The organism is Novosphingobium taihuense, from assembly GCF_007830315.1.
In the GTDB taxonomy this organism is placed as follows: Bacteria; Pseudomonadota; Alphaproteobacteria; order Sphingomonadales; family Sphingomonadaceae; genus Novosphingobium; species Novosphingobium taihuense.
The window spans coordinates 195,068-220,943 of record NZ_VLKJ01000007.1; the positions used below are offsets into that span (position 1 = coordinate 195,068).

The following is a 25,876-nucleotide window of genomic DNA, read 5'->3' on the forward strand; positions in this document are numbered from 1 at the left end:
TCAAGAAACTTCATGGAAAGGATGTCGCATGGATGGACAACGATGGGAATCCCCTTTGCGACCGATGAAGAACTCGCTAACGGCGAGCCGATCACCGCATTCGAGTGATACGCGGACAGGTGGCCGAGTGGTTTAAGGCAGCGGTCTTGAAAACCGCCGTGGGTGCAAGCTCACCGTGGGTTCGAATCCCACCCTGTCCGCCATAGCTCACAGAGCATCACAGTTCCTCCGATTCGGGAATTTCAATGGCCATGACGCACATGTCGTCACCGTCAATTGACCTGCCCGGCAAGGCCACCTTCCGCCGCCATTCCACCTCCCATGGATTCGGATTGAATGGCTCTTCGATTTCGAATTCCACTGAACCTCTCCTCGCCGAGAGAAAGCGCGGCAAGTTGAAGTCGTTCCGCGGGCGCAATCATCTCGTCGAATTCTGTGCTTGTTTTTCGACAAGTCGTGTGGAACTTCGTCCTGGGCAACAGGAAGGGAAATTTCAGTAATGCTTCGAACAACATTTGCGGTGGCTGCAGTTATTGTGGCCGCGCCCTCAGTTGCGTCTGCCCAAGACGCGTCTTCGGCACCCACCGTTGCGACCACCTCTGCAGTATCCGTTCCTGTTGCACCAGCAGCACCAACGATGCGCCAGATCGTGCTGCCGCCCAATTCAGAGGTTGTCGTTACCCCGAACGATACGCTGACCACGAAAGGCAAGAAGCTGAAGGAAGGTTACAAGTTCCGTATCTCCACCGTGTTTGACGTGATGCAGGACGGCTACGTGATGATTCCCAAGGGAACCATGGGAGAAGGCACTGTCACCTGGATGACAAACAAGGGTGCCTTCGGCAAATCGGGCAAGATGGAAGTGTCTTTCGATTGGCTTGAAATGGCCGGAAAGCGCGTCTCGCTCACTGGCAACCATCGCCAGGAAGGTGAGGGCAATACAGGAGCCACAGTCGGCACCGCAGTTGCAGTGGGCGTGTTCTCTGCCTTTGTCACAGGCCGGTCGGCAACGATCGCGAACGGCCAGCAGCTGCGCGCCCGCACTGCTGAACCGTTGAACTTCATGATTCCGGATTCGGCTGCACGCGTAATGTCCGGAACGCTTGTTTCAACGCCGGTCGCATCCCCGGCTCAGGCCGAACCGGTGGCAATGCCTGCGGCAAACTGACCACCGCGTCGGACAGGCAAAGCAAAATGGCGCTGACAGGTCTTTCTGTCAGCGCCATTTTCTTGTCCGGAACCCCGACGGCAATCCTCAGATGTGGATTGCCCGCCCGTAAGCCGCAAGCACGCTTTCGTGCATCGATTCGCTGATGGTCGGATGCGGGAAGACCGTGTGCATCAGTTCAGCTTCCGTGGTTTCGAGCGTCTTGCCCACCACATAGCCCTGGATCATCTCGGTCACTTCGGCGCCAATCATGTGCGCGCCCAGCAGTTCGCCGGTCTTGGCGTCGAATACGGTCTTCACGAAGCCTTCGGGCTCGCCCAGCGCAATCGCCTTGCCATTGCCGATGAACGGGAAGGTGCCAACTTTCACTTCGTAACCCGCTTCCTTGGCCTTGGCCTCGGTCAGCCCAACGCTGGCAATCTGCGGGTGGCAATAGGTGCAGCCCGGGATGTTGCCGCGATCCATCGGGTGCGGATGGACGTCCTTGTTGCCAAGCTCAGCCGCGATTGTTTCAGCGGCAATCACGCCTTCGTGGCTAGCCTTGTGCGCCAGCCAAGGGCCATCAGTCACGTCGCCGATTGCCCAGATGCCGCCAACGTTGGTCCGGCCATAGCCGTCCGTCTTGATGTGGAAGCGCTTGTCAGGATCGATCCTGCACTCCTCGAGGCCAATATTCTCGACATTTGGAACGATGCCGACTGCAACGATGACATGGCTGAAGTCAGCCTCCAGAACGCTGCCATCCTTCTTGGTGATCGCAGCCTTCACTCCGTCCTTGCCCACGGCGAGGGACTTGACGCCCGCTTTGGTCAGGATGGTCATGCCTTGCTTTACCAGCGCCTTCTCTAGGAAGGCCGAGACGTCCGCGTCTTCGACCGGGACGATGCGGTCCATCATCTCCACGACAGTGACCTTGGAGCCCATGTCATTGTAGAAGCTGGCGAACTCGATACCGATTGCGCCAGAACCGATCACCAGCAGGTTGGACGGCAGTTCCTTTGGGGTCATCGCGTGGCGATAGGTCCACACGCGCTCGCCATCAGCCTTGGCGAAAGGCAGATCGCGCGCCCGCGCGCCCGTGGCGATGATGATATGCTTGGCCTGGAGAACTTCCGTGCCCTTGTCGCTCGTCACTTCAAGCTGGCCCGGTGCCTTGAGCTTGCCGTTGCCCATGTGCACGGTAATCTTGTTCTTCTTCATCAGGTGCGTGACGCCCTGGTTGAGCTGCTTGGCCACCCCGCGCGAGCGCTTGACCACCGCGTCGAGATCCGCGCGAATGTTGTCTGCAGCAAGACCATAGGCTGCCGCGTGCTTCATGTGGTTGAGCACTTCGGCCGAGCGCAGCAGCGCCTTGGTCGGGATGCAGCCCCAGTTAAGGCAGATGCCGCCGAGGTTCTCTCGCTCTACAATCGCGGTTCTCAGGCCGAGCTGCGCGCAGCGGATCGCCGCGACATAGCCGCCGGGGCCCGATCCGAGGACGATGACGTCATATTGGTCAGCCACGCAAATGCTCCTGTCAGTCTGTCTGCGGCAAAGGCCGCGGTTTGCGTTCGTCGTCTATGGCGACGAAGAAGAATTTCGCTTGCGTCACTTTCTGGCGATCTTCGCCGGTCCGTGCCCGCCGCCAGGTTTCCACGTCGATCGTCATCGAAGTGCGGCCGGCCTTGGTGAGGTGCGCATAGACGGAAACTTCGTCGCCGACGTGCACCGGGTGATGAAAAGTCATGCCTTCGACAGCAATCGTTGCGGCACGGCCCTTGGCCCTTCGTGCCGCAACAATGCCTGCTGCCATGTCCATCTGGGCCATCAGCCATCCGCCAAAGATATCGCCGGCAGGATTGGCATCAGCTGGCATGGCCGTGATGCGGATGGCCGGTTCCCCTGTCGGTAGCGGATCGGCCATCTCTTCACCCCTGCGAATAGGATCAGGCTACGAGACCAAGCGGGTTCTCGATCAGGCTCTTGAATGCCTGCATCAGTTCGGCGCCATCTGCGCCATCAATTGCGCGGTGGTCGAAGCTGCCGGTAGCCGACATCACGGTTGCGATGCCAAGTGCACCGTCAATCACATAGGGCCGCTGCTCGCCGGCGCCGACCGCCATGATCATCGCCTGCGGCGGGTTGATTACCGCATCGAAGCTCTTGATCCCGAACATGCCGAGGTTCGAAAGCGAAGCCGTGCCACCCTGGTATTCATGCGGCTGCAGCTTGCCTTCGCGCGCCTTGCCAGCCAGCGCCTTCATTTCGGTGGCGATGGCCGAGACCGACTTGGCTCCGGCATCCACGATGATCGGCGTGATCAGGCCCGAAGGTGCGGCAACGGCCACCGAAATGTCGGCGCGCTTGAAGCTGCGCAACTCTTCGCCTGCAAAGCTGACGTTGCACTTGGGCACCTGCACCAGCGCCTTGGCAAGCGCCTTGATGATCAGGTCGTTCACCGAGAGCTTCACGCCCTGCGCTTCGAGTGCCTTGTTCAACTGGCCACGCAGCTTGAGCAGCGCGTCGAGCTGGATGTCGACTGTGAGATAGATGTGCGGGATTGTCTGCTTGGCCTCGGTGAGGCGACGCGCGATGGTCTTGCGCACGTTGTTCAGCTTGGCCGCTTCGTAGGGGATGCCGAAGTCGGGAACTGCAGCGGTTGCCGGTGCGCTTGCACGAGTGGTCGCAGCTGCAGGAGCGGGGGCGACTGCGGGTGCAGTTGCTGGAGCCGCCGCCGGAGCAGCGCCGGGCTTTGCAACTTCGACATCGGCCTTCACGATGCGGCCGTTCGGACCCGAACCTGCAACGCCCGAAAGATCGACGCCCTTGTCGGCAGCGATGCGCTTGGCGAGAGGGCTCGCGACGATTCGATCGCCCTTGGCAGCCGGAGCAGCAGCAGCCACCGGCGCGGCAGCAGGTGCGGGTGCCGGCGTCGGCGCAGGGGTTGGCTTTGGCGCTGCTGCCGGAGCCGCCGCCTTGGGAGCAGGCGCGCTGGCATCCTCGTCTTCGCCCGCGATCATCGCGATCACGGTGCCGACCTTCACCCCTTCCGAACCTTCGGCCACGTCGATCGACACGATCGTGCCTTCGTCAACCGCTTCGAACTCCATCGTCGCCTTGTCGGTCTCGATCTCGGCCATGATGTCGCCCGAGGAAACCTTGTCGCCCACTTTGACCAGCCACTTTGAGAGAGTCCCCTCTTCCATCGTGGGCGAGAGAGCGGGCATCTTGATGGCGATGGGCATGGGCGTTTTTCCGTGTCCTGATGGCGTGAAGCAGAGGTGCCGTAGCGGAAACCTCTCCTGCATCTTTTGTCAGGCCCATTTCACCAGCATGGCGCGTCGGGTCAAGTGGCTTGCCGCTTGCACCGCATACGAATTTGCCGATACGAGGGTTTCGAGAGGAAAAAGGGACATGTCGCAGCGCATCTATCTGGTGATCATGGACGAGACCGACGAGGCGAAGGCTGCCTTGCGTTTCGCTGCACGCCGCGCCGTCCGCACCATCGGCGCCGTTCATATCCTCGCGCTCGTGCCGCAACAGGAGTTCGTTGCATTCGGCGGAGTGCAGGCCACCATCGAGGAAGAAGCGCGTGACCGGGCGGAAGTTCTCGCCATGACTGCCGCCGGAAGTCTCGCCAGCGAATCCGGGCTGACCCCGGTGATCGCCGTCCGCCAGGGCGATGGGCCGAAGGTCGTGCGCGAATACCTTGCCGAGCATCCGGAGATCTCGGCGCTCGTCCTTGGCGCTTCGGGCGGCAACAACCCCGGTCCGCTGGTCACGCACTTTGCCGGGATTGCTGGCCAGCTACCCTGCCCGCTGATGATCGTGCCCGGTGCCCTGCCCGACGAGGAAGTCGACCGCTTCAGCTGATCACTTCTTCTTGCGCCCTTGGTGGCGGATGTTTGACGGCCGTCCGCGCTTGCCGGGCACATAGTTGCCTTGCCGCTTGGGCTTGTGGCCCAACTTCTCGCCCCTGCGTTCGATCCGCTGCACGCCTTCGGCCACGTCGACCGGTTCGAACTTCAGCGCCCCGGTCAGTGGGTTCGCTTCAGCGAGCCGCAGCTTGAGAATCTGCCCCATGGCAAATTCCTCGCCGCTAAGTTCCCCGATCAACCGCTGCGCCTTCTCGTCATAGTTGAACCGCTCGGCCCCCAGCGTCGAAATCGGCACCAGTCCGTCCCCGCCAAGCCCGATAATCGTCGCGAACAGGCCGAATTTCTGCACCCCGGTAATGCGCGTGTCGAACACCTCGCCCACCTTGCCCGAGAGCCATGCGGCCACGTAGCGATCGATGGTATCCCGCTCGGCTTCCATCGCCCGCCGCTCGGCATTGCTGATCGCCTCGGACACGCGCGCCAGATCACCGCGGTCTCGGTCCGAAAGCCCTGACGTCGGCGGCAGGTCTGCCTTCGGCCGCGGCTGCTCCAGCCCATAGGCATCCACCAGCGCGCGATGCACCAGAAGGTCGGAATAGCGCCGGATCGGCGAGGTGAAGTGTGCGTAGGACCCCAGCGCCAAACCGAAATGCCCCGCATTGCGCGGCCCGTAATAGGCCTGCGTCTGGCTGCGCAGCACCGCCTCCATGATCAGCGCCTTCTCCGCCTCGTCAGAGATATCCTTGAGCATCCGGTTGAACAGCGATGGCGTCACCACCTGCCCCAGCGTGAACTTGCGCTCGAACGTGGCGAGATAGTCCTTCAGCGCCACCAGCTTCTCGCGGCTCGGCGGCTCGTGGATGCGATAAACTACCGGCGCGACCTTTGCCTCCAGCGCCTTGGCCGCCGCCACGTTTGCCGCGATCATGAAGTCCTCGACCACGCGGTGCGCATCGAGCCGCTCGCGAATCGCGATCTCGGCAATCTTGCCCTGGTTGTCGAGCACCACACGCCGCTCTGGCAGCTCAAGGTTCAGCGGATCACGCGCATTGCGCGCCTTCTCCAGCAGGCGCCATGCTGCCCACAGGTTCTGCAGGTGCGCCTCGGCCTCGTCCGCATCGATCCGCCGCTGCGCCTCCTCATAGGCGATCACTTCGGCAATCCGAACGACTGCGCGGGTAAACCGCCATTCCCGGATATGGCCAGAACTGTCGATGGACAGATGGCAGGCCATCGCCGCCCGGTCCGCCCCCATCTTCAGCGAACACACTTCCGCCGAAAGCACTTCAGGCAACATCGGCACGACGCGATCGGGGAAATAGACCGAGTTCCCGCGCTTCCTTGCCTCACGATCCGTCTGCCCACCCGGCCGCACGTAGAAGCTTACGTCCGCAATCGCGACAACCGCACGGAAGCCCCCTTCCCCGTCAGGCTCTGCCCAGATCGCATCGTCATGGTCACGCGCATCGGCAGGGTCGATGGCCACGATCGGCAGATGGCGCAGATCCTCGCGAGACTCCTCGCTCACCGGCAGCTTCGCCGCCAATTCCGCCTCGGCAATTGCACCTTCGGGGAACACGAAGGGAATGCCGTGCTTGTGGATCGCGATCAGACTGAAGGCTCGGGGCGCCAACGGATCACCCAGCACCGCTACGACCCGCATTCCGGATCGCGGCGAACGACCAGCAGGCTCGGCCAAGACCAGCTGCCCCTCTTCTGCACCGCCAAGGTCCGAAATCGGCACGGCATTGCGCACCCGCTTGTCCACGGGAGCGAGCCATCCCTTGCCGGTGCCGTCCAGTTCGACGACGCCCATCATCTGCTCTTCGCCGCCCTGCAGCTTCTTCATCGGATGGGCAATCCAGCCCTTGCCCGCCTCCTCGGTGCGCGCCAGCACGCGGTCGCCTACACGCAGGGCGGCGTTGCGATCCCGCTGCTTGCCCCGCGGCTCCACCACCCGCAGGCGCGGCGGCGGGCTGGCATCTTCCGGGCTCCAGCTATCAGGAATGGCCACCGGCTCGCCCTCGTCGATTTCGACGATACGCAGCACGGTCACCTTCGGCACCCCGCCCATCGCATGAAACGCGCTGCGATTGCCGTCGATCAGCCCTTCCTCGGCCATGTCCTTGAGCAGCGCCTTGAGTGCGATCTTCTCCGCCCCCTTCAGTCCGAAGGCCTTGGAAATCTCGCGCTTGCCCGCAGGCTCGTCGGACTGGGCGATGAAATCGAGCACCTGCTGGCGCGTCGGGAGACCTTGCGGAAACTTGAATTTTGCCATCCCGGGCATGTGGTCCCTAAGCCCCGGGATGGCAAGCGCTCATGGCTTGGGCAGCGGACCGAACTGACCACCCGGAACTGCCGAGGCAACCGGGCTTTCGCTGCCATCCGCCGCCACTGCGCTCACGCCGAACAGCCAGTCGTCGGCCCGAACGCCCGGGAGGCTGGCCTTGACCTCTGCCGTCTCGAGCACCCGCGTCTCCCACATCGGCGCATCCGTCCGCCGCTGCCACAAGACATAGCGTACCGCGCCCGGCACAGCCTGCCATTCCACATCGGTGCTCGGCTGCACCGCGCCCTTGACCGCGGGAGCAGGCGGCATGGGCGTGCGGGCCAGCTTCGCAAGAGCCTGAACATTCAGACGCGTCACTCTGGCAAGATAGGGAAAATCCATCTCGTCCACGGTATCGCCGAACTTCACTCCGCCTTCGCTGCGCAAGTCCTGGTGCTGGTGCTCATAGTCCTCGACCGCCACCGTAAAGCGTACCGCCGGATAGCCCTTGTCCGAGAACGGCAACTGGTCCCCGCCCCGGCCCAAACGGTCAGCCCGCCAGATCTGCCGCACCGCCAGTCCCTTCCCGTCCTTCTCGGCAAGCTTGGCCACCCAGCGCGAGATATTGCGCGAAGGACTGTCGTTCTCCCCGCCAAACCTGCGCATCTGCGCCCGCAAGGCGTCAGTCGAATCGGCGCGCGGCCCTTCGGAAAGCAGGCGCACATGCGCATCGTCCCTGTATCCGTCCGATCCGGTCGAGCCGCCGACGATGTCGTTGTTGAGCACGGCCTTCACCGTCCAGCCCTGCTGCGCACCGTAGTCCGCCAGCAGCTTGCCCCCGAAAAGACCCTGCTCCTCACCGGAAAGCGTGGCGTAGATGATGGTCGTCGGAAACTTCTCTTTCGACAGCACACGCGCCGCCTCCAGGACAAGCGCCGTGCCCGAACCGTCATCGTTCGCCCCGGGCGCATCCTTGACCGCATCGAGAGGGTCCGAAACCCGGCTGTCGATATGGCCCTGCACGATCACGACTTCGTTTGGCCGCTCACTGCCGCGCTGGATCGCCACCACGTTCACAAGTCGCGTCGGCACCGGCACCCGGTCTCCGCTCACAACCGTTTCAGGCAGCACGATCTCGAGGCAGCCCCCACAAGCCGCAGATGTCTTGCGAAACTCGCCTTCAGCCCATTTGCGCGCCGCGCCGATGCCGCGCTTCGGGTCGGTCTGCGAAGACAGCGTATGCCGCGTGCCGAAGCTGACAAGCTTCTCGACATCAGCCCGCAACCGAGCCTCGGAAATCGCCTCCTCGGGCGCGGCAAGGGCAGCGGTGGAGGCCAGCAGCGGGAACAGAAGAATAACGCTTTTCATGGGGCAAGCTTACCCTGCGCATCGCCCGCGCCAAGAGCCCCTGACAAAAAGGGTGGCAATCGCTTGCCACCCTCTTCGTTCAATAAGACCTTGCGATCAGGATCTTCTCGACCGCAGGATCGCCGGTGAACGGACAGACCCCTTCGGGCTTTGCAGCATCCAATGGCGTGTTGCGGATCGTCAGCTTCAGGGCCTTCAACTGCTCGACGACCTTGTCCAGCGCGTCTCCGGTCGGCTTGCTCCAGCCCATCTCCACCCAGCCCGGATACTTGTTGCCTTCAGCAAAATAGGTCTTCAGCCCGGCAAGGTCGGTCACATCGCGCACGATCTGCGCATCGCGACGGGCTCGCGCCTCTTCGTAGAGTGCAGTCTGGATCGCCTCCAACTCGGCAGCCGCCGAGGCAATGAATTCGTCCTTCGCCTGCCCAACGAAGTTCGGCTTGGCGTCGGCGCGCCACAGCTTGTCACGACGAAGAGCTGAAACCATGCCGCCTTCAGCATCGCGTCCGCCGATCTCAAGAATCAGCGGCACGCCGCGCTTTACCCAGGCCCAACGCTTCTGCGTGGCCTTGCCCGGCCGCTTGTCGAGCAGCACGCGCACGCGCTCACCAAAGGCAGATTGCTTGGCCAGAGCCTTGCGGATCTCTTCGCAATAGGCGAGCAGAGCCTCGTCACCGTCGTTGTCGCGCAGCATCGGCAGGATGACGATCTGCTGCGGTGCAACCTGAGGCGGCACGCGCAGGCCATCGTCGTCGCCATGCGTCATGATCACGCCGCCGATCAGGCGCGTCGAAACGCCCCAAGAGGTAGTGTGCGCCAGTGCCTGCTGGCCTTCCTTGTCCTGATAGCGGATGCCCGCAGCCTGCGCGAACGTGGTCCCGAGGTAATGCGAAGTGCCGGCCTGCAAGGCCTTGCCATCCTGCATCATCGCTTCGATCGAGAACGTCTCGACCGCGCCGGGGAAGCGCTCGTTCTCGGGCTTGGGCCCGGCGATCACCGGCATGGCCAAAGGACCTTCGGCAAAGGCGCGGTACATTTCTAGCGCGCGCAGTGTTTCCTGCATCGCGTCCGCCTCGTCGGCGTGTGCCGTATGACCTTCCTGCCAGAGGAACTCGCTGGTGCGCAGGAACATGCGCGTGCGCATTTCCCAACGCACCACGTTGGCCCACTGGTTGACCATCAACGGCAGGTCACGCCACGACTGGACCCAGCGCGCCATCGCCGCGCCGATCACTGTTTCGGACGTCGGGCGGACAACCAGCGGCTCTTCCAGCTTCGCTTCGGGATCGGGCGTCAAGCCGCCCTTGCCATCGGAAATCAGGCGGTGGTGCGTAACGACCGCCATTTCCTTGGCAAAGCCTTCGACGTGCTCGGCTTCCTTGGCGAAGTAAGACAGCGGAATGAACAGCGGGAAGTAGCAGTTTTCGACGCCCGCTTCCTTGATCTCGGCATCCATCAGCTTCTGGATGCGTTCCCAGATGCCGTAGCCCCACGGCTTGATCACCATGCAGCCACGCACGCCGGATTCCTCGGCAAGCTCGGCCTCGGCGATCACGGCCTGATACCACTGGGCGAAGTCGTCGGCGCGCTTCACATTGAGCGCGTGCTTTATTGCGGGCTGGTTCATGGGCTTGCGCGTTAAAGCGCAAAACGCCTTCCCGCAATGCCCGGTGTTGGGCTTGCGGGAAGGAAAAGGGGGTTACTTGGAAAGCTGGTCGAGCTTCTGCTGCATCTCGGCCATCTGCTTGCGCAGAGCATCCAGATCATCGCCTTCAGTGACAGGCTTGGCTTCGTCCTTCACCGCGCCACCGGGAACGAAAGCTGCAGCAGCGGCCTTGAACATTTCCATGTTGCGCTGGGCGATCTGGGCCAGAGGGTTTGCCCCGATGCTTTCTTCAATGGCCTTGCGCATCTTGGCCTGATTATCGCGGAAGTGATCCATCGATGCTTCAAGGTAACCCGGCAGGAATGCCTGCATCGAATTGCCGTACATCGAGATCAGCTGGCGCAGGAAGTTGGTCGGCAGCATCTGCTCGCCTGCGGACTCTTCTTCCATGATGATCTGGGTCAGGATGGCATGGGTGAGGTCCGCGCCTGTCTTGGCGTCAATCACCTGAAAATCCACATTGTCCTTCACCATCTGGGCAAGATGGTCCAGCGTGATGTAGCTTGAAGTGCTGGTATTGTAGAGGCGACGGTTGGCGTATTTCTTGATTATCACCGTGCCGCCATTCTTGGAATCACTGGCCATGTTGGAGCCCCCGCTGCGACGTTAAAAACCTTTTAGCATGTGCAGCATGTGCGGCGCAACAAATCTTGACCAGTCCTATCAATCACCACTTTGACGCAAAAAGCGTTTTCCCATCAGGGTCAGGAGTTCATATTGGGAAAGGCCGGTTTGCCGCGCCGCAGACGGCAGATCGTAATCGGCGGCTAGCCAGTCTCCTTCCTTGCAGTCCGGCATTTCCGAGAGGTCCACGATCGTCAGGTCCATCGAAACGCGCCCGAGAACACGCGCTTTCCGGCCCTGCCAATCGAAGCTGCCGATGCCTGACCAGCAGCGCAGATAGCCATCGGCATAGCCCATCGCGAGTACACCCACGCGGAGCGGCGATCTGGCCGTAAACAGCGCATTATAGCCGACCTTGTCGCCTGCCTGCAGTTCTCGGACCTGTAGCACTGCAGCCTCGGGCCGAACGACCTGCGCAATCTTGCCGTCGAGTTCCGCACGCGCCACGCCGCCATATAGTGCGATGCCGGGCCGCGTCAGGTCTTCATGGAAAGCTCTCCCCAGCGCAATCCCCGCGCTGTTGGCCAAGCTGTAGCGACGCGCACTGACCTGCTCCCTCGCCACCTCGAATCGCTCCCGCTGCTCCTCGTTCTGCGCAACGTCCTCGTCCGCACTTGCGAGATGGCTCATGCATACGTCAACGTCGAGCGCGGCCAGTGCGGGGTCGGAGAGGTCCGACAAAGATAGTCCGAGTCGGTTCATTCCGGTGTCCACCATCAGGTGGCACGCACCGCCCCCGCTCTCCTGCCAGACACGAACCTGATGCAAACTGTTGAGCACGGGGCGCACACCGGTCGCGCGAGCGAAGTCCGCTTCGGTGGCATTTGCCGGCCCGTGGAGGACGGCGATGTTCTCCGGAGGAACAAGCCCCAGAATATCAGGGACTTCAGACCAATGCGCGACAAAGAAATCGCGACATCCTGCTGCCGCCAGAACCGGCACGACCCGCGCCGCGCCAGTGCCATAGGCATCCGCCTTGACCGCAGCACCCGCAGCCGCCTTGCCGGACAGGTGATCGAGCGTGCGCCAGTTTGCGGCGAGGGCCTCGGCATTGAAACCGAGGCGCAGGGAGGCAGGTGGTGGCGGGGTGATGTCAGTCGTCCGTGAAATCGGTGGGAAGCCCCGGCTTCAGTCCCCATAGCGCGACGAGAAATGCAAGCAGAACAATGACCCAGGTGTACCAGAGGCCGGCATAGGGATCGCCGGTTCGCGCCACGATGTAGCTCGAAATCAGCGGCAGGAAACCCCCGAAGTATCCCGTCCCGAGATGATAAGGGATCGACATCGAACTGTAGCGAATGCGCGGCGGGAACATCTCCGACAAGAGCGCAGCCACCGGCCCGTAAGTCGCGCCCGACATCGCCATTAGCAGGACGAGGGCAACCAGTACGACGGCGAGGCGTCCGGTCGAGGGCTTCACCTTGGCGAAATCGTAGCCGTAGGTGGAGAGTTCCGCCTGAAGTGCCTTGGCGCGTTCTGCGGCTTTGCCAGTCCATGGATAGCTGTCGAGAGTTAGTGCTTTGCCTCCGACAGTTGCGGTGAAGTTGCCCGTTTGCCTCAGAGAGTAGGAGATTCCCGACGCCGAGAGATCGGCGAGCAATTTTCCGCATCGGCTGCTCTGTTCGGCAGCGAAAGGACTGTAATCACAGTCAGAACCGGAAACCACCACCGGATTCCTCTCTGCCGCTGCCGCAAGCTCGGGATTCGCGGCAGAGCCGAGGAGCCAGAACGTTGGAAAGAGCAGAAGGAGGGTTACGGCATAGCCGATCACTATGGGCTTCTTGCGCCCGATGCGGTCGGACAGGGCGCCGGCGATCAGGTAGAACACCATGCCGATTGCACCGCCGATGCCGACGATGACCTCAGCCGTCGTGTCATCCATCCGCATGGCGGACTTGAGAAATCCGAGGCTGGAAAACATCGCCGTGTACCAGATCACGGTCAGCCCCGCCGCGATTCCGAAGAGCGCGATGAAGATCCGGCGCTTGTTGCCCGGGTAGGTGAAACTTTCCACGAACGGGTTACCGGCGAGCTCGCCCTGCTCCTTCATCGCCTTGAAAACAGGGCTTTCCGACAGCTTGAGCCGCATCCACAGCGATACACCAAGCAGCGCGAGACTGACGAGGAAGGGCACTCGCCAACCCCACGCATTCCACACCGCCTCGCTCATCAGCCCCTTGCTGGAAAGCACCACCACCAGGCTGAGGACGAATCCACCGACAACACTGGCCTGGATGTAGCTGGTGTAATAGCCACGACGACCGCCGGGGGCGTGCTCGGCCACGTACACCGCCGCACCGCCATATTCACCGCCGAGGGCAAGCCCTTGAAGAACCCTGAGAAATATGACGATCGCAGGTGCCAGCAAGCCGATGCTGTCAGCGGACGGGATCAGGCCGACCCCTGCCGTGGCGATGCCCATCAGAGTTACGGTGACAAGAAAGGTGTATTTGCGGCCCAGCCTGTCACCCAGGTAGCCGAACAGCACCGCGCCCAAGGGGCGGAAGCCGAAACCGACTGCAAAGCCTGCCCAGACAAGCAGGAGTTGCAAGGTTGCGTTGTCGGACGGGAAAAAGGTCCTGCCGATGATTGCAGCGAGCGTGCCGTAGATGAAAAAATCGTACCATTCGAACACGGTACCGGCAGAACTTGCAGCAATAACAAGGCGGATTTCCGAAGCGCTCGGCTCAGGCATCTGCCCCTTGGCAATTGTGGACGACACGCAGAATTCCCCCGACACATATTTCTTGGTTGGTGCTGTAGCGAAGCGGCGTCGCCTGCGGCAAGCCCTGCATTGTTTCAGGCCGCCACAGGTGCCGGAAGCGCAACAAGCGCTGCCTCCCACGCCAGCAGGATAGCCGCGTGCCGGGCCGGATAGCCAAGCGCTGGGGCAAGCAGATCAATTCCGGGCCACTCAGGCCCCCCCCCTTCACCCGCCAGCCACTGAGCGATGGCGTCACGAGCCGCGGCGATCTCGGAGCGGCTCCGACCTCGAGCACTCCGGGCGAAGATGTTGGCAGCGGCCTGCCCGACCGCACAGGCGTGGGGGCGCAACGCGAGGCGATCGATCGATCCGGCGGCATCGGTGGACAAAGCAAGTTCGATGGCGCTGCCACAACTGCGCGACCGGGCCGAGCCTTTCAGTGGCAGGCTCTCATCCCACGGAAACTCGGCAAGGCCCATGGCGCCTGCCAGAATTTCGGGCGTGTAGAGCCCGCGAGTGCTCATTCAGTCGCCCAGAACTTGCTGGCGGGCCTTGCGCCTCGCCACTTCACGGGCCTGCTCTGCCGCAGCATCGCGCCGTTCCGAAATCAGGGTCAGCAGTTCCTCGCTTGCGGCGTTGAGGAAGGGATAGGTGCGGGATTCAACGATCCATTCGGGCCGACCGTCCTCACCCCAGACAAGATCGTATCCGAAGACCACGATGGAATAGCCCAACACGACGATGATGAAGCCTTTCACCGCGCCAAAGCCGAAGCCGAGCAGGCGGTCAATCGGGCCGATGACGGAATCGCGGCTGGCACTGCCCATGCACCGCGCAATCATGCGGGTTCCGATGTAGGGCACAAGGATCAACAGAAAAAACGCGAGAACCCCTGCCCCCGTCTCAGTCGGCAGGTGATCGGCCAGCCAAAGCGTGAGCGGCTCGTGAAAGTAGTGCACCGCGAGCAGCGCAAGGCACCACGCGGCCAGCGACAGGACTTCTTCGACAAAGCCGCGCATGAAGCCACCGAAGGCGCCAATGCCGACAAGGATGAGAACTACATAATCTAGGCCGGTCATATGCAAGAAAACCTATGAGCCGCCCATCACCCGGTCAATCAGATTTGGCAGGAGCTTGAGCGGGGAGTAGCGCAGGCCTTCCACCTTTTCTGCTCCGGCTTCCGGCCCGCAACCCAGCGTAAAGCCGAGCTTGGCAGCCTCGCGCAGGCGCACCGGCGTATGCGCCACTGGGCGGACCTCACCGGCGAGCGAAACCTCGCCGAACCAGATCGACGATTGCGGCAGGGGACGATCCGACAGGGCCGAGATCAGGGCGGCCGCCACGGCCAGATCGGCGGCAGGATCGGTCAGGCGATACCCACCGGCAACGTTCAGATAGACTTCTGCAGTCGAGAAGCTGAGCCCGCAACGGGCCTCAAGCACGGCAAGCAGCATCGCAAGGCGGCCGCTGTCCCAACCGACGACGGCACGGCGGGGCGTTGCACCACTGGCAAGGCGCACGGTGAGTGCCTGTATTTCGACCAGAACTGGGCGGGTGCCCTCAAGTGCTGGGAATACTGCACTTCCCGCCACCTGATCCTCGCGCCCTGAAAGGAACAGCATCGAGGGATTGCCGACTTCCTCCAGCCCAGCTCCGGCCATGGCGAAGACGCCGATCTCGTCCACAGCGCCGAAGCGATTCTTGAGGGCGCGAAGGATTCGGTACTGGTGGCTGCGCTCACCCTCAAAGCTCATGACCACGTCGACCATGTGCTCGAGCACGCGGGGGCCAGCGATGGAGCCGTCTTTGGTGACGTGGCCGACCAGAACGAGCGCAACGCCATTTTCCTTGGCATAGCGTATCAGTTCGAAAGCGCAGCCGCGCACCTGGCTAACCGTGCCCGGAGCACCCTCGATCTGGTCGGAATGCATGGTCTGGATCGAATCGATCACCAGCAGCGACGGCGGGTTCATCGAGCCGAGCGTCGTCAGGATATCGCGCACAGATGTGGCAGCAGCGAGCTGGATGGGCGCCTTGCCCAGTCCCAACCGGTCAGCCCGCAGGCGTACCTGATCGGACGCCTCTTCGCCGCTGATGTAGATCGCATCGCCTCCCGCCATGGCCACCTTGGCAGATGCCTGCAGCAAGAGCGTGGACTTGCCGATGCCTGGATCGCCGCCCATCAGAATTGCGCAACCGGGAACCAGACCTCCACCCAATGCGCGATCAAACTCCGCGATACCGGTGGACCGGCGGACCGGGAGAGCAATGGGAGCATCGAGCGGGACGAAGGCTACGCGACGGCCCCCGCTCGACAGATCATGTTTTGACGAGAAGATCGTTTCGGGCGCTTCTTCGGCGAGCGTGTTCCACTCACTGCAATCGGCGCACTGGCCCTGCCAGCGGTTGGTGACGCTGCCACAGGCCTGGCAGACGAAGCGACGTTTGGGTTTGGCCATGTTCGCCAACTATCAGAACATAGATGGAACGCAAGCCATGTCCCCCCGAAATGGCACCGTTTGCCGGTAGCGGTTTGCTAACCATGCTGTCTGGGATCATCCTTAACGGAGGATCAGGTATGTCCCTTATCCATGGCCGCGCCGACAAACCCTTTTCTTGGCATCGAACCCAAGATGTACCGCCACTTTGCGGTCATCACCGTAGCCCTGTCCACGGTCGTGGCGGTGTTTGCCAATGGCGATGCGCAGGAAGCCATGGCGCAGAGCCAGAGGGTGGCCAAGCATAACGCAGCGGAAACGCGCGCTGCCAAGGCCAAGCTGACCGACAAGCGATCCGACAAGCGGAGATCCGGCGGCGGTTTCAGTGGCCCCTATGGCGCGCCGATGGATGGCGGTGGTGGCGGTGACAGCAGCTACATTCCGGCGGGAATGGTAGTGACGCCTGCCCCGATCCTCATCGAGGTCGACCAGAAGGCGCTCGCGCGGATGACACCCGCACAGCGGGCCGCCTACCTGCGCAAGCTGGAAGAGGAACGGCAGAAGCGGATGGCGCAGGGGCCGATTCTGCCAACCCAGCAGCAGATAAGCGCGTTGGCCGAGCAGTCAGCCGCTCGGTCGGGGTCAGACAGTATCGACTGACATTGGAGGGAATGGTGCCCCTGGCCCGACTCGAACGGGCACGTATTTCTACAAACGATTTTGAGTCGTTCGCGTCTACCATTCCGCCACAGGGGCACTTCAGGGCACCGGCCTTAGCCAGTGCCCTTACAAAAGGTCAAGCGCCGCGAAGCGCTCCAGCAAGAAGCTTGTGCAACTTCGAGTGCAGTGCGTCGTTTCCGGCAAGGATAGTCTCGTCGCAGATCGGCTGCGAGCGGCCCTTGTAGTCCGACACGAAGCCACCGGCCTCACGGACCAGCAAACAACCGGCAGCCGTATCCCAGGGATAGAGGCCCGATTCCCAGAAGCCATCGAAGCGACCGGCAGCCACCCACGCAAGATCGAGCGAGGCAACGCCAAAGCGGCGAATCCCGGCGATGCGCGGACCGAGTTCGGCATAGATCCTGGCCCACTCGTTGATGTCACCGCGGCCCGCGAAAGGGATACCGGTGGCGATCAGCGCTTCGTCCATGTGGCGACGCGCCGAAACGCGCAAGCGACGGTCCTGCAACCAGGCACCCTGGGCCTTTTCGGCCCAGAAGCTTTCGTCCGTGATCGGCTGATAGACCAGCGCTGCAGTAACTTCGCCCCAGCCCTTTCCGTCCAGCGTCGGTTCCTGCACGGCGATCGAAATCGCGAAGTGCGGGATGCCGTGGAGGAAGTTGGTCGTGCCATCGAGCGGATCAATGATGAAGCGGGGCTTGCCCGGTTCGCCAGCGATTTCGCCGCCCTCTTCCATCAGGAAGCCCCAGCCCGGACGCGCAGCGCGCAGTTCGTCCCACAGGGTACGCTCGGCGTGCTGGTCGGCCTTCGAGACGAAGTCTGCCGGGCCCTTCTTGCTGACCTGAAGATGCTCGATCTCACCGAAGTCGCGGCGCAGGCGGCCACCCGCCTTGCGCGCCGCGCGCTCCATCACGCGCATCAGGCCGGAAATGGCTGCCATCGATCAGCCCACCTTGCCGACGTAGGTACGTTCGTAAACGTCGACGATGATGCGGGTGCCGCTGCCGATATGCGGCGGAACCATCACGCGCACGCCGTTGTCGAGAATGGCAGGCTTGTAGCTGGACGAAGCAGTCTGGCCCTTCACCACGGCATCGGCCTCGACGATGGTCGCTTCGACCTGGTCAGGCAGTTGCACCGAGATCGGGCGCTCGTCGTACATTTCGAGAAGGACGGTCATGCCATCCTGCAGGAATGCGGCGGCATCGCCGAGAAGATCGGACGGCAGCGTGATCTGGTCGTAGGTTTCGACATCCATGAACACCAGATCATCGCCCTCGGCATAGAGGAACTGGAAGTCCTTGGTGTCGAGACGGACGCGCTCGACGGTGTCGGCGCTGCGGAAGCGGACGTTGGTCTTGCGGCCGTCGATGAGGTTCTTCATCTCGACCTGCATGAAGGCGCCGCCCTTGCCGGGCTGGGTATGCTGGGTCTTTGCGACCTTCCAGATGCCCTTTTCGTATTCCAGGATATTGCCCGGACGGATGTCCACGCCGCTGATCTTCATGATGGAAAGAGCCTTACCGTGAGTAGGGAAGCGCGGCCCTTAGCGGTTCGGCGGCGAAGCTTCAAGCGTGATTGCCTGATGCGGGCACGGCGTGCTAGCGCGATGACCATGAAGCGCGCATTGATCCTTGCCGTTGGAGTTCTTGGCCTTGGTGGCGTGGCGCAAGCCGTGCCCGGGGGCCAGCTTATGGTTCTGCCCAAGGGTGGATGGACCTGCGAGATACCGGGTGACGCTGCCGTAACGCCAGTAGCCAAGCCGGAGCTTAGCTTCGAGACGATTGCCGACTCGTCGTACGTGGCGCCGGATGGATCGCGGGGGAGCTATCTGCGCCTTGCAGATCGTCTGACGCTGACCAGCGGGGTATTTTCCGGGCGGCGGTTCCTCATGGATGGTGAGGAAATCCTGCGGGAATTGGGAACTGACGATACCCCCACCGGCCTGCGCTGCGTTCACGCAGGACCGCTTTCCCTTACGGTTTAGGTCACGCTTACGCTGTCTCTGCGCATGCGCCAGTAAGCGTAGGCGATGATCCCGGCAAAGGCGAAGATGCCGACAGGGAGCGCGGCAGGGAAGCCGTCACCTATGGCGAGGGCGTCGGGATTGTCAGTCCCGGCGACGATTGCCGCGTAGGCGATATTGAAAAGGCTATCGCCGACGATCAGGCCGGTTGCGGTGAGCACGCCCATCCGCTCGGCAAACTCGGGCGCGGACTGTCGCGCGGCCCACTTGTTGTAATGGTGGCCAAGGATGGCGCCGACGATAACCATCGCGGTCACCTGCGTCGGCAGGTACATGCCCATGCCCACGGCCAGCGGAGGGAGCGACCCGCGCCCTGCACGCTTCAGCAGTTCGTCAACGAACACCACGCCCGCGCCGATGGCAGCACCGAGACCGACGAGATACCAGTCGAGACTGCCGCCGAGCACACCCTGTGCGATGGCCGAGATGAGCGAGGCTTGCGGAGCGGAAAGCGCGTTCTCCCCAGCCCCGGGCGCGCCTTGGAAGCCGAAGGTGGAGTTGAGCAAGTCCAGAATCGGCGGGATCACCAGTGCGCCGAACAGCACGCCGAGGATCAGGGCCACCTGCTGTCGCCACGGCGTCGCGCCGACGAGTTGGCCAGTCTTGAGGTCCTGCAGGTTGTCATTGGAAATCGTGGCGACGCCGAAGACTATGGCGGTCACGAAGAGCGCGAAGGCGACTAGCGCCTTGGTGTCTGCTTCGCTGCCCCCTTGCCCGAACAGGCCGAGCAGCAAAAGCGAGATGCCGAGCGCGGCAAGAATGCCCACGCCAGAGATCGGGCTGTTCGACGCGCCGATGAGCCCCGCCATGTAGCCGCAGACCGACGCGATGATGATGCCTGCCACCAGCACGTAGATAACTGAAGCCGTCAAAGTCAGGCCGAGAGCGCCTGCCACCGGGCCACCTACGGCGAAGTCCGCAAGCAGCAGGGCTATCGGGACCATTGCGAGGATAATCGTGCCACCAACTATGCCGATCGGAATGTCGCGCTCGGTCAGTTCGAGGCTGGCCATTCCGGCTCCGCTACGAGCGCGATTGGCGGCGATGGCAGCGGTGATGCCGCGCACGATCGGGCCAATCACGCGCAGGAGAGTCCAGATCGCGGCGATGCCGATAGTCCCTGCGCCGATGAAGCGGATCTTCTGGCGGAACACTGTGCCGATGAAGTCAGCCAGTTCCGTCCCAGCGGGAATTCCCCCTGCCGTCAGTTGCGGGAGGAGTACGCCGAAGCTGATGACGATGCCCACGAGCATCGCAATACCGACGGCGAGCCCGACAAGATGCCCCACACCGACTAGAGCAAGCGAGAGACCACCGAACAGCATCGATCCGCCCGAGCCGACCTTGAACGCGCCGCCCACTTCCTCGACTGCGAGCTTCATCTTGGCGAGCAACGGATAGAGTGCAGCCAGCAGGCCTCCGGCAGTTACGGCAGCGAGGCCCTTGCGGTTCTCCTCCGCTCCGCCCACACCAGCGCCAACCTTGAGCACTTCCGCGGCGGCGACGCCTTCGGGGTATGGCAGGTCCGAGCCTGTCACCAGCGCGCGGCGCAGAGGGACCGAGTACATCACACCGAGGATGCCACCGACCGCGATGACCGCGACCGATTCCCAATATGGGAAGTCCACCCACCACCCTACCATGACGAGGCCGGGCAAGACGAAGACGATAGCCGAGAGCGTGCCCGCAGAGCTGGCGATGGTCTGGACGATGTTGTTTTCCTGGATGGTCGTCCCGGAAAAGGCGCGCAGCACGGCCATTGAAATCACGGCTGCGGGAATCGACGTCGCAAACGTCAGGCCGATGCGCAGGCCCAGATAGACGTTGGCGGCGGTGAACACGACCGTGAGGATCGCGCCCAGCACCACGCCGCGAAGTGTCAGTTCCCTTGGGGCAATTCCGCTCATTCGTGCTCCGTGCGCTGAAACAGAACTTCTGTCTTGCACGGGCAGCCGCGCATGGGAAGCCGCATCAGCTTACAAACGAAACCTTCGTCGAGCCCGAGACCATTTGAGCAAGGCGCGCAGCGTCCCAGTTCGTCAGGCGCACGCAGCCGTGGCTTTCAGCTCGGCCGATTGTCTGCGGTTCGGGCGTGCCGTGGATTCCATAATGCTCCTTCGACAAGTCGATCCACACCACGCCGACGGGGCCATTCGGGCCAGGAGGAAGAAGATGCTCTCCCTTGCTGTCGGGCACGTCCCAGAACAGACTGGCATCATAGGAGAACTCAGGGTTGTATGACTTGCCGTTGATCTTCCAGTCGCCGAGCGGGAGCGGATCCTTCTCCGATCCGGTCGTAACCGTGAACACGGCAACGAGCTTGTCGGCCTTGTCGTAGGCCATGAGCGTACCCTTGGACTTGCTGACCACGATCCGTGCTGCTTCAGGTTGTGCATCGCTGACGCCCAGCGTCGCCAGTGTTGAAAGCCAGCCCTTGTTCTCGACCCTGGAAGGATCGATGCGATTGCCTCCGGTGTTTGGTACGCGAAGTTGAGTACCGGCGCGATAGGGCTCGGGCGGAAGCGGATTGGCCGTTGGCGGACTAAGTGCGCCGCGCTCCTTGGCAGCGTTCGCGCGCGCTTCTGCCTGCCGGGCGATCGTCGGATTAAGGCCACGGAGAACCTCTGGTGTCGTGTGGAAGCGCTCTGCCAGCTTTTCTTCCAGCGAGGTGTATCCGATTTCCGGAAGCTTGGCCTGCTGCGCGGGATCCTTGGGCAATGGCTCGAAGCGCCCCGCAGCGAAGTCATCAGGGATCGTGACAACACGCGTTGCCGCGATGTTCGACCATTGCGCGAGCGCCTGCATTGTCGGCGCATCAAACTTGCCTGTCACCGGCAAGCCGTTCGCCTTCTGGAAACCGCTGACAGCATTCGTTGTCGAAAGACCAGTCTTGCCGTCGATCACGCCAGGCGAGAAACCAAGGCGTTCGAGCACGACTTGCGCTTGCATCACCGGCCTTGCGGCATCTTCAGTCGCTGCGGGTTGCCCCGGTGCCGGATCTTTCGAGGCCATCGGAACAACGAAGGCGGGAGCCGCTGCAACTGCTTCAGTCGGGGCGGGATCGGGCTTCTGGGAATTACAGGCGGTCAGCGCAAGGGCAGCAAGCGCGGCAGCAGAGAAACGGGGCATCAGGATTCCATCATGGTTTCCCGGACAGAACCCCCTGCCCCCTCAGGTCGTTCCCTCAACCTTCTTCGTTCACGCGTGGATTGGCGCGGATGGCTTCAAAGAAGGCGGCGACGTTTGCCGCTTCGTCACCGTTCCACACGGCATTGCTCACTGCGAGGAAGTCAGCGCCTGCCTGAACCAGCGGGCCACAATTGGCAGGCGTGATGCCACCAATGGCAACGCAGGGCAGTTCGAAGATCGACTGCCACCATTCAAGCAGGTCAAGACCGGCAACGTGCTTGGTGTCCTTGGTGCTCGACGGGAAGAAAGCGCCAAACGCAACATAATCGGCACCCGCATCGCCAGCGTCCATCGCCATGTGGCGGCTGTCATGGCAGGTAACGCCGATCTGGGCGTTGCGACCTAGCCGATCACGAGCGTCCTTTACGTCGCCATCGTCCTGACCCAGGTGGACGCCGTCAGCTCCGAGGCGCTTGGTCAGACTGATGGAATCGTTGACAATGAAGGCCACGTCCCGGTCCGCGCAGATGCGTTGGAGCGGCTCGGCAAGAGCCGCTGCGGCGTGCTCATCAATGCCCTTCACCCGGAACTGGAACGCAGCAACGGGACCGGCATCCAGTGCCCGTGCGAGCCTGTCAGGAAAGGTGCCGCCGACGTCGAGCGGGGAGATCAGGTAGAGTTCGGAGGATAGCTTGGCCATGGCGGGCGCCTTATAGCCTCGAAGCCCAAGCTGCAATGTCGGTTCCGGAACGGTTCATGCGCCGACCGCATTGTCGGAGCATGACGAAAACACTCCTTGCCCTGATCCCCGCTATCGCGCTCGCTTCCTGCGCCGTGATTCCCAAGGTCGAACGCAGCGACGGCTTCGCAATGATCGGCGAAACCACACTGGTCGGCAGCACCAAGGTTCGGCCAGATGCCCTGATCGAAGACAGTCGCTGCCCGATGAACGCGCGCTGCGTCTGGGCCGGACGGGTGATCGTCGAGGCCACGGTCATGCGTGGGGGGACCTTCGAAACCCGCAGATTTACCTTGGGCGAACCGTCGGATGGGCTGATGCTCGATACGGTCGAACCGGGTCGGATGACCGATACGCAGCTCGAGGCTGCGGATTACCGTTTCCACTTCAGCGTGGCCCGATGAAAACGCCCCGCCCCGGCTGTGCCGGTGGCGGGGCGGCCTTTCCGTCCTCTCAAACGGTAACTTTTACGCGGCCACGAGGGTCTTCTGCGTTGAACCGGTGTAGATTTCGTCAATCGCAGCGCCAAGAGCAGCGTCGAACTCAGCGTCCGTCATCTGGTGACGCAGATCTTCGAGAAGGGCACGGCTGAAGCTCGCAATGATGCCGGTGTTCTTGGCGAGCTCTACGCAAGCCTCGGGACGCTTGTAGCCACCCGAAAGCGCGACGACGCGCAGCACCTTGGGGTGCGCAACCAGCGGATCGAACGTGCAAGGTACGATCGGAAGCGAGAGCTTGAGCATGACCTGCGTGCCCTCGGGCAGGGCATCGAGGGCCTTGAGGATTTCGTCGAGCAGGATCGCGTCGCACTCGGCGCGGGTCTCGCTCTTGATGTTCACTTCGGGCTCAATGATCGGCATCATGCCGTGGCTGAGCACCTGCTTGCCCACTTCGAATTGCTGGGCGACGACGGCGGCAATGCCTTCACGGTTGGCCGAGTTGATGACCGAACGCTCCTTGGTGCCATAGACGCCCATGGCCTTCGAACGGGTCAGAAGATCGTCGAGCGTCGGCATTGGCTTCATCAGTTGAACGCCGTTGGCTTCATCTTCGAGGCCCTTGTCGATCTTGATGAAAGGCACCACGCCCTTTTCGATCAGCGCCTGCGGAACCGACTTGCCATCCACAGTCCCGTCCATGGTGCGTTCGAACAGGATCGCGCCGATCACCTTGTCGCCATGGAAAACGTCGGACCGGATGATGCGCGCGCGCATATCGTGGATCAGGCCGAACATTTCCTCTTCGGTGGTCCAGGCATCTTCGGTCACACCGTACCCCGCCAGCGCCTTTGGCGTTGACCCGCCTGACTGGTCAAGAGCGGCAATGAAGCCATTTCCGGAGGCCATCTTCGCGGTCATTTCGGTCGTGTTCATCAGCCCGTCCTGTTCTGGCGGAAAGCCCGGAATACCGGCTCCGCATACCTATGCGCAAATGCGCCTTAAAAAGACGCTCAGCGTTTGAAGCGAGCGTCCGAACTGGCGCATTCCTATGCGGATACGCGCCATAAAGGAGCGCGTGCCGCAGTGCAACACGCGCTCCAGAATTTTTTACGCTTCGAGAGCGGCTACGCCAGGAAGCACCTTGCCTTCCATCCATTCAAGGAAGGCACCGCCTGCGGTCGAAACGTAGGAGAAATCGGCTGCAACGCCGGCATGGTTCAGTGCTGCAACGGTATCGCCGCCACCTGCTACAGAAACCAGCGACCCCTCCTTGGTCAACGCGGCTGCTGTTTTCGCGAGAGCAACCGTTGCGGTGTCGAAAGGCTCGGTCTCGAACGCACCCATCGGTCCGTTCCAGACAAGCGTACGGCAGGTCTTGAGCGCATCGGCCAGCGCTTCAACGGCAGCAGGCCCGACATCGAGGATCATCTCGTCGGCGGCCACTTCGTGCACGTTGCAGGTGCGAAGCGAAGGCGGATTGGCGGCGAACTCCTTCGATACGACGACATCGTAAGGCAGATGCACGGTGCAGCCAGCCTTGTCGGCGTTGTCGAGAATCTCTTCGGCGGTGGCCTTGAGATCATGCTCGCACAGCGACTTGCCGACATTGACCCCGCGCGCGGCGAGGAAGGTGTTGGCCATGCCGCCGCCGATGATGAGGTGATCAACCTTCGAAACAAGGTGCTTGAGTACGTCGAGTTTGGTAGAAACCTTGGCCCCGCCCACTACTGCGGCAACCGGACGCTCCGGTTCGCCCAGTGCTTTCTGCAGCGCCTTGAGTTCAGCCTCCATTGCACGGCCGGCATAGGCCGGAAGCTTGTGAGCAAGGCCCTCGGTTGAAGCGTGCGCACGGTGGGCCGCAGAAAAGGCGTCGTTGACGTAGATGTCGCCAAGGCTTGCGAAGCGCTCGATCACCGCAGGATCGTTTTTCTCTTCGCCGCCGAAGAAGCGGGTGTTTTCCAGAACGGCAATCGCGCCGGGCTCGAGTGCCGCAACCGCAGCCTTGTCGCCTTCCCAGTCAATGTAGCTGACAGCACGACCCAGCACGTGCGAGAGCGGTTGTGCGAGCTTCTTAAGCGAGAACTCTTCGGAGGGCTGCCCCTTGGGGCGACCGAAGTGGGCGAGAACGAGGACCTTGGCACCCTTGTCCGACAGTTCGTTGAGCGTCGCGATCGTGGCGCGCAGGCGGGTGTCGTCGGTAACGACGCCATCGGCCATCGGCACATTGAGGTCTTCGCGCACCAGCACCGTCTTGCCGGTCAGGTCGCCGATGTCGTCAAGCGTCTTGAAGCTCATTCCTCGATCCTCACTTCGTCGCCAATGGCAATATCGCCATCGCTGATGACCCGGCCGAGCACGCCGCCACGCCAGTCTGGCATGAGCGCGAGTTTCAGACCGGGGTGGATTTCGTCCATGCGGTTGCACGGGTCGCATTCGCAGGTCGTTTCGATGCGCAGGCTCTGGCCGATGGCAATGATCTTGCCAGCTTCACGCGGAAGCCGAATGCCCTGCACGAGCAGATTTGCCCTTCGGACGTGCCAGAGCAAATCGTGATCGGGCGCAGGCTGAAGTTCGGCAAGCGCCGCTTCCCAGCTCTCGGCCTCGATCAGAGAGATCTGCCGACGGCCCGACTTGCCGGGACGGATCGCCCCGCGCAGGTCGCCGCGAACGCCAAGCTCGCGGGTCACTGAAACGTGATCGAGCGTCTCAATGGCTCCACGCGGCCTGTCGTGCCGTGCAATGCCACCGAGACGCCCTCTCATCTTAC

Annotated in this window: 26 protein-coding genes and 2 tRNA genes; 6 read left to right on the top strand and 22 right to left on the bottom strand. The window is 62.4% G+C overall.

Going from position 1 to position 25,876, the window contains the following annotated elements; genetic code table 11:
• Positions 1 to 113 precede the first annotated feature (113 nt).
• Positions 114 to 203 (top strand) — tRNA-Ser (locus tag IQ25_RS14900).
• Between the two features lie 14 nt (positions 204 to 217).
• Here the strand turns inward: IQ25_RS14900 and IQ25_RS21055 are convergent.
• Positions 218 to 361, bottom strand: a complete 144-nt coding sequence (locus tag IQ25_RS21055; protein WP_158637759.1) for a hypothetical protein — start codon at positions 359 to 361, stop codon at positions 218 to 220.
• Positions 362 to 439: 78 nt separating this feature from the next.
• Between IQ25_RS21055 and IQ25_RS14905 the strand changes: the two genes are divergently transcribed.
• Positions 440 to 1,168 (top strand): hypothetical protein, encoded by a 729-nt coding sequence (locus tag IQ25_RS14905; protein WP_144907067.1) that lies wholly within the window; start codon positions 440 to 442, stop codon positions 1,166 to 1,168.
• Between the two features lie 87 nt (positions 1,169 to 1,255).
• On the opposite strand, the gene lpdA is transcribed toward IQ25_RS14905, so the two are convergent.
• From lpdA to IQ25_RS14920, 3 genes are read right to left on the bottom strand one after another with little or no spacing between them, the layout of a single operon-like run.
• Complete coding sequence (gene lpdA / locus IQ25_RS14910) at positions 1,256 to 2,671, bottom strand: dihydrolipoyl dehydrogenase (protein ID WP_144907068.1); 1,416 nt, start codon at positions 2,669 to 2,671, stop codon at positions 1,256 to 1,258.
• 13 nt (positions 2,672 to 2,684) lie between these two features.
• Positions 2,685 to 3,071, bottom strand: coding sequence for an acyl-CoA thioesterase (locus IQ25_RS14915; RefSeq protein ID WP_144907069.1), 387 nt, complete (start codon positions 3,069 to 3,071; stop codon positions 2,685 to 2,687).
• A 22-nt stretch (positions 3,072 to 3,093) separates the two neighbouring features.
• The gene (locus IQ25_RS14920; RefSeq protein ID WP_144907070.1) at positions 3,094 to 4,392 is read right to left on the bottom strand and encodes a pyruvate dehydrogenase complex dihydrolipoamide acetyltransferase; all 1,299 of its coding nucleotides are present in this window, start codon (positions 4,390 to 4,392) and stop codon (positions 3,094 to 3,096) included.
• Between the two features lie 169 nt (positions 4,393 to 4,561).
• On the opposite strand from IQ25_RS14920, the gene IQ25_RS14925 reads away from it, so the two are divergent.
• Positions 4,562 to 5,020: a universal stress protein gene (locus tag IQ25_RS14925; RefSeq protein ID WP_144907071.1), complete on the top strand. Its 459-nt coding sequence runs from the start codon at positions 4,562 to 4,564 to the stop codon at positions 5,018 to 5,020.
• Here IQ25_RS14925 and IQ25_RS14930 read toward each other — a convergent pair whose 3' ends face one another.
• The 9 genes from IQ25_RS14930 to radA all read right to left on the bottom strand — a co-directional run bounded on the left by IQ25_RS14930 (position 5,021) and on the right by radA (position 16,115).
• Positions 5,021 to 7,303, bottom strand: coding sequence for a ribonuclease R family protein (locus IQ25_RS14930; protein WP_144907072.1), 2,283 nt, complete (start codon positions 7,301 to 7,303; stop codon positions 5,021 to 5,023).
• A gap of 39 nt (positions 7,304 to 7,342) precedes the next feature.
• Entirely contained in the window at positions 7,343 to 8,662 is a 1,320-nt protein-coding gene (locus IQ25_RS14935) for a M28 family peptidase (protein ID WP_144907073.1), read from the bottom strand.
• 79 nt (positions 8,663 to 8,741) lie between these two features.
• Positions 8,742 to 10,289: a proline--tRNA ligase gene (gene proS / locus IQ25_RS14940; RefSeq protein ID WP_144907074.1), complete on the bottom strand. Its 1,548-nt coding sequence runs from the start codon at positions 10,287 to 10,289 to the stop codon at positions 8,742 to 8,744.
• Positions 10,290 to 10,361: 72 nt separating this feature from the next.
• Positions 10,362 to 10,913, bottom strand: coding sequence for a polyhydroxyalkanoate synthesis repressor PhaR (phaR, locus tag IQ25_RS14945; RefSeq protein ID WP_144907075.1), 552 nt, complete (start codon positions 10,911 to 10,913; stop codon positions 10,362 to 10,364).
• A 78-nt stretch (positions 10,914 to 10,991) separates the two neighbouring features.
• Positions 10,992 to 12,062, bottom strand: coding sequence for an alanine racemase (gene alr, locus IQ25_RS14950; RefSeq protein ID WP_338112205.1), 1,071 nt, complete (start codon positions 12,060 to 12,062; stop codon positions 10,992 to 10,994).
• A complete protein-coding gene (locus tag IQ25_RS14955) occupies positions 12,046 to 13,647 on the bottom strand; it encodes an MFS transporter (protein WP_144907122.1) in 1,602 nt (533 codons plus the stop codon). The genes alr and IQ25_RS14955 overlap by 17 nt, the downstream gene beginning before the upstream one ends.
• 104 nt (positions 13,648 to 13,751) lie before the next feature.
• Positions 13,752 to 14,180: an iron-sulfur cluster assembly scaffold protein gene (locus IQ25_RS14960; protein ID WP_181447258.1), complete on the bottom strand. Its 429-nt coding sequence runs from the start codon at positions 14,178 to 14,180 to the stop codon at positions 13,752 to 13,754.
• Positions 14,181 to 14,735, bottom strand: coding sequence for a CvpA family protein (locus IQ25_RS14965; RefSeq protein WP_144907077.1), 555 nt, complete (start codon positions 14,733 to 14,735; stop codon positions 14,181 to 14,183).
• A 12-nt stretch (positions 14,736 to 14,747) separates the two neighbouring features.
• Positions 14,748 to 16,115, bottom strand: coding sequence for a DNA repair protein RadA (gene radA / locus IQ25_RS14970; protein ID WP_144907078.1), 1,368 nt, complete (start codon positions 16,113 to 16,115; stop codon positions 14,748 to 14,750).
• A 132-nt stretch (positions 16,116 to 16,247) separates the two neighbouring features.
• Between radA and IQ25_RS14975 the strand changes: the two genes are divergently transcribed.
• Complete coding sequence (locus tag IQ25_RS14975; RefSeq protein ID WP_144907079.1) at positions 16,248 to 16,754, top strand: hypothetical protein; 507 nt, start codon at positions 16,248 to 16,250, stop codon at positions 16,752 to 16,754.
• A 12-nt stretch (positions 16,755 to 16,766) separates the two neighbouring features.
• On the opposite strand, the gene IQ25_RS14980 is transcribed toward IQ25_RS14975, so the two are convergent.
• The 3 genes from IQ25_RS14980 to efp form a co-directional block, all read right to left on the bottom strand.
• Positions 16,767 to 16,850, bottom strand: a tRNA-Leu gene (locus IQ25_RS14980).
• A 40-nt stretch (positions 16,851 to 16,890) separates the two neighbouring features.
• Entirely contained in the window at positions 16,891 to 17,715 is an 825-nt protein-coding gene (locus IQ25_RS14985; RefSeq protein ID WP_144907080.1) for an inositol monophosphatase family protein, read from the bottom strand.
• A gap of 3 nt (positions 17,716 to 17,718) precedes the next feature.
• Complete coding sequence (efp, locus tag IQ25_RS14990) at positions 17,719 to 18,282, bottom strand: elongation factor P (RefSeq protein WP_144907081.1); 564 nt, start codon at positions 18,280 to 18,282, stop codon at positions 17,719 to 17,721.
• Between the two features lie 102 nt (positions 18,283 to 18,384).
• Between efp and IQ25_RS14995 the strand changes: the two genes are divergently transcribed.
• A complete protein-coding gene (locus IQ25_RS14995; protein WP_144907082.1) occupies positions 18,385 to 18,762 on the top strand; it encodes a hypothetical protein in 378 nt (125 codons plus the stop codon).
• Here IQ25_RS14995 and IQ25_RS15000 read toward each other — a convergent pair.
• The 3 genes from IQ25_RS15000 to thiE form a co-directional block, all read right to left on the bottom strand.
• Positions 18,759 to 20,708, bottom strand: a complete 1,950-nt coding sequence (locus tag IQ25_RS15000) for an OPT family oligopeptide transporter (RefSeq protein ID WP_144907083.1) — start codon at positions 20,706 to 20,708, stop codon at positions 18,759 to 18,761. The genes IQ25_RS14995 and IQ25_RS15000 overlap by 4 nt on opposite strands.
• Positions 20,709 to 20,772: 64 nt before the next feature.
• Complete coding sequence (locus IQ25_RS15005) at positions 20,773 to 21,930, bottom strand: L,D-transpeptidase family protein (protein WP_144907084.1); 1,158 nt, start codon at positions 21,928 to 21,930, stop codon at positions 20,773 to 20,775.
• A 55-nt stretch (positions 21,931 to 21,985) separates the two neighbouring features.
• Positions 21,986 to 22,630 (bottom strand): thiamine phosphate synthase, encoded by a 645-nt coding sequence (gene thiE, locus IQ25_RS15010; protein ID WP_144907085.1) that lies wholly within the window; start codon positions 22,628 to 22,630, stop codon positions 21,986 to 21,988.
• Between the two features lie 80 nt (positions 22,631 to 22,710).
• Here thiE and IQ25_RS15015 point away from each other — a divergent pair, with 80 nt between their 5' ends.
• The gene (locus IQ25_RS15015) at positions 22,711 to 23,073 is read left to right on the top strand and encodes a hypothetical protein (protein WP_144907086.1); all 363 of its coding nucleotides are present in this window, start codon (positions 22,711 to 22,713) and stop codon (positions 23,071 to 23,073) included.
• Positions 23,074 to 23,136: 63 nt separating this feature from the next.
• On the opposite strand, the gene IQ25_RS15020 is transcribed toward IQ25_RS15015, so the two are convergent.
• The 3 genes from IQ25_RS15020 to IQ25_RS15030 all read right to left on the bottom strand — a co-directional run bounded on the left by IQ25_RS15020 (position 23,137) and on the right by IQ25_RS15030 (position 25,871).
• Positions 23,137 to 24,042: a fructose bisphosphate aldolase gene (locus IQ25_RS15020; protein ID WP_144907087.1), complete on the bottom strand. Its 906-nt coding sequence runs from the start codon at positions 24,040 to 24,042 to the stop codon at positions 23,137 to 23,139.
• 174 nt (positions 24,043 to 24,216) lie between these two features.
• Entirely contained in the window at positions 24,217 to 25,404 is a 1,188-nt protein-coding gene (locus IQ25_RS15025; RefSeq protein ID WP_144907088.1) for a phosphoglycerate kinase, read from the bottom strand.
• Positions 25,401 to 25,871 (bottom strand): MOSC domain-containing protein, encoded by a 471-nt coding sequence (locus IQ25_RS15030; RefSeq protein ID WP_144907089.1) that lies wholly within the window; start codon positions 25,869 to 25,871, stop codon positions 25,401 to 25,403. The genes IQ25_RS15025 and IQ25_RS15030 overlap by 4 nt, the downstream gene beginning before the upstream one ends.
• Between the last annotated feature and the right edge of the window lie 5 nt (positions 25,872 to 25,876).